The organism is Saccharomonospora iraqiensis subsp. iraqiensis (assembly GCF_000430445.1).
Taxonomy (GTDB): Bacteria; Actinomycetota; Actinomycetes; order Mycobacteriales; family Pseudonocardiaceae; genus Saccharomonospora; species Saccharomonospora iraqiensis.
In genome coordinates this window covers 1-3085 of record NZ_KE387032.1, presented here as the reverse complement: position 1 = coordinate 3085, position 3085 = coordinate 1, and the positions used below count along the sequence as shown (strand labels likewise).

General features: G+C 73.2%; 3 protein-coding genes. All 3 read left to right on the top strand.

Annotated elements, in window-relative coordinates:
- Nucleotides 1–185 (top strand): hypothetical protein (locus ACTIR_RS20970; RefSeq protein WP_034237645.1); only part of this gene is annotated, 185 nt, incomplete at its 5' end.
- A 9-nt stretch (nt 186–194) separates the two neighbouring features.
- Nucleotides 195–1688: a complex I subunit 4 family protein gene (locus ACTIR_RS0100645; RefSeq protein ID WP_026452839.1), complete on the top strand. Its 1494-nt coding sequence runs from the start codon at nt 195–197 to the stop codon at nt 1686–1688.
- 12 nt (nt 1689–1700) lie between these two features.
- Nucleotides 1701–3085 (top strand): NADH-quinone oxidoreductase subunit N (locus ACTIR_RS0100640; protein ID WP_026452838.1); only part of this gene is annotated, 1385 nt, incomplete at its 3' end.

Sequence of the window (3085 nt, the reverse complement as noted above, 5' to 3'; positions counted from 1 at the left end):
CCGCCACCCGGGGCGAGCGCGGCGTGGAGGCGGGGGTGCGTGCGGTCACCACCGGGGCCCGCGCGCTGGGAGGCCTCGCCCGCCGACCGCAGACCGGACAACTGCACCAGTACTACGCCCAGGCCGTCGTGCTGCTGGCCGCGCTCGCGCTGCTGCTGGCCGTGCTGTCGGCGGTACCGGAGTGAGGGGTGAGCGTGCTCAGCGTCGTGGTGTTCCTGCCCGCCGCGGTGGCGGCGGCGTTGCTCGCGCTGCCGCGGGTCGGGCCCGCGGTGACCCGGTGGGTCTGGGTCGCCGCCACCGCGGTGGAGGTGGCCCTGGTCGGGTGGCTGTGGGCGGACTTCGCGCCCGGGGCGAACGGGTTCGCCCACGAGGTCGAGCACCGCTGGATCCCGAGCGTCGACTCCGGATACCACCTCGGGGTGGACGGCGTGAGCCTGCCGCTGGTCGCGATGACGAGCGTGCTGTTCCTGGCCTGTGCGGTCCACTCCCTGCGGCACACCGACCGGGTACGGACCTTCGCCGTGCTGTTCCTGCTGCTGGAGACGGTCTCGGTGGGGCTGTTCGTCTCGCTGGATCTGATCCTGTTCTTCGTCTTCTTCGACCTGTCGATCGTGCTGATGTACTTCGTGATCGCCGGGTGGGGGCACCGGGGTGCGGCGCGGGCGGCACAACTGTTCTTCCTCTACACCTTCCTCGGGTCGCTGGCACTGCTGCTGGGCTTTCTCGGCCTCTACGTCGCCGCCGAGCCGCACACCTTCGACATCGTGCGACTGACCGAACAGAACCCGCTCGCCGGCCGGTCGACGTTCGGCGCACTGGTGCTGCTGGCGATCCTGCTCGGACTGGCGGTCAAGACCCCGGCCGTGCCGGTGCACACCTGGCTGCCCCCCGCGCACACCGAGGCCCCGTCGGCGGGCTCGGCGATCCTGGCGGGGGTGCTGCTGAAGATGGGCACCTACGGGTTCGTCCGGATCGCGATGCCCGTGCTGCCCGACGCCTGGCGGGCCTTCGCGCCCGCGATCGTGGTGCTCGGCGTGCTGAGCGTGCTCTACGGCGCCCTCGTCGCGCTCGGCCAGGGCGACTTCAAGCGGATGGTCGCCTACACCTCGGTGAACCACATGGGCTACATCCTGCTCGCCGTCGGGGCCGCCGGGCTGCTCGCGACCGACCGGGAGCAGGCGCACACCCTGGCCGTCACCGGGGCGGTGACCCAGATGGTGGCGCACGGACTGATCACCGGGTCGCTGTTCCTGCTGTCCGGGGTGCTGCACGACCGGGGCCACAGCTACCGGATGGACGCCTACGGCGGTCTCGCAGCCCACACACCGCGATTCGCCGGGCTCACCGCACTGGCGGTGTTCGCGTCCCTGGGGCTGCCCGGGTTCGCCGGATTCATCGCCGAGTTCCAGATCTTCACCGGGGCACTGGTCGCCGTGCCGGTGGCCGTCGGGTTCGCGGTGCTGGGCATCCTGCTCACGGCCGCGTTGTTCGTGCGTGCCTACCAGCGTCTCTTCCTCGGGCGGCCCCGGCGGGCCGACGGGCCGGCACCGCACGACCTCACGGCGGTCGAGGCGGGCTCGATCGTGCCGCTGATGGCGTTGGCGGTGCTGATCGGGGTGTTCCCGCGCCCGCTGCTGGACGTCATCGAACCCGCCGCCCGTGCCCTCGGCCCGCTGCTGGGCCGCTGAGGTGGTGTGGTGATGCTGGATGATCTCACGCGCATCCTGCCGGAACTGTTGCTCACCGCGGCCGCCGTGGTGGGACTGCTGTCGGGCTCGTTCCTGCCCCGCCACCGGCAGTGGCCGGTGCGTGCGCTCGCGGCGACGACGTGCCTGGTCGCGCTCGGGGCCACCCTCGTCGGCTGGCCCCCGGCCGCCGGGGTGGCCGTGTTCGAGGGCACCTTCGCGGTGGACCCGGCCACCGGCACGGCCCGGGTGGTCGTGCTGGTCTCGGTGCTGCTCGTGCTGGGCCTGTCCGGGGCGTCCGTCCGGGGCGCGGCCCGCGAGACCGAGTTCGTCGTGCTGGTGCTGCTGGCCGCACTCGGTGCGGTGCTGCTGGCCGGTGCCGACGACCTGCTGCTGCTGGCCGCCGCGTACCTGCTGGCGAGCATCCCGCTCTACGCGCTGACCGGGTTCGCCGACGACGCGCCCGGCACCGAGGCGGCACTGAAGTACTACCTGATGGGCGCGCTCGTGGGCGTCACCATGCTGGTGGGGGTGACCGTCCTGTTCGGACTCGCCGGCGCCACCGGGTATTCCGCCCTGGCGGGCACGCTGCCCGGGGCGTCGGTGGCGGTGACGGCGGTGGCGGCGCTGTTGCTGCTGGCCGGGCCGCTGTTCAAGGCCGGGGCGGTGCCGGTGCACTTCTGGGTACCCGACGTCACCGAGGGCGCCCGCCCCCCGGTGGCCGCACTGGTGACGACCGTGCCGAAGATGGGCGCCGTCCTGGCGGTCCACCGCTTCGCCGCGACCGTGCTGGACCCGACCCCGCTCGACTGGCGGGTGCTGGTGGCGATCCTGGCGGCACTGACCATGACACTGGGCAACCTCGCGGCGTTCTTCCAGGACGACGTCCGGCGCCTGCTGGCGTACTCGACGATCAGCCAGGTCGGGTACCTCCTGATGGCCGTGGCCGCCGCGGGGCGGTCGGACCTGGCGCTGCCGGGTCTGCTGCTGTACCTGGCCGCCTACGCGGTCACCAACCTCGGCGCGTTCGCGGTCGTGGCGGCCCTGCCCCGCCTGCGCACGCTCGCGGACTTCCGCGGCCTGTTCCGGCACCGCCCCGCCGTGGGGGTGGCGCTGACGGTGTGCCTGCTCGGTCTGGTCGGCACCCCGCCGACGGCGGTGTTCGCGGGCAAACTGATCGTGTTCACGGCGGCGTTCGCGGCCGGATTCGGCTGGCTGGTCGCAGTGGCGGTGGTCAACACCGTCGCCAGTCTCTTCTACTACCTGCGCTGGATCGCGCCGGCGCTGCGCACCGACACCGCGGCCCGGCCGGACGACGGGTGGGCACCGGGCGCGGCGCGCACCGCCCACACCGCCGCCGCACTGTCGCTGGTGCTCGGCCCGCTCGCCGGACCGGTGCT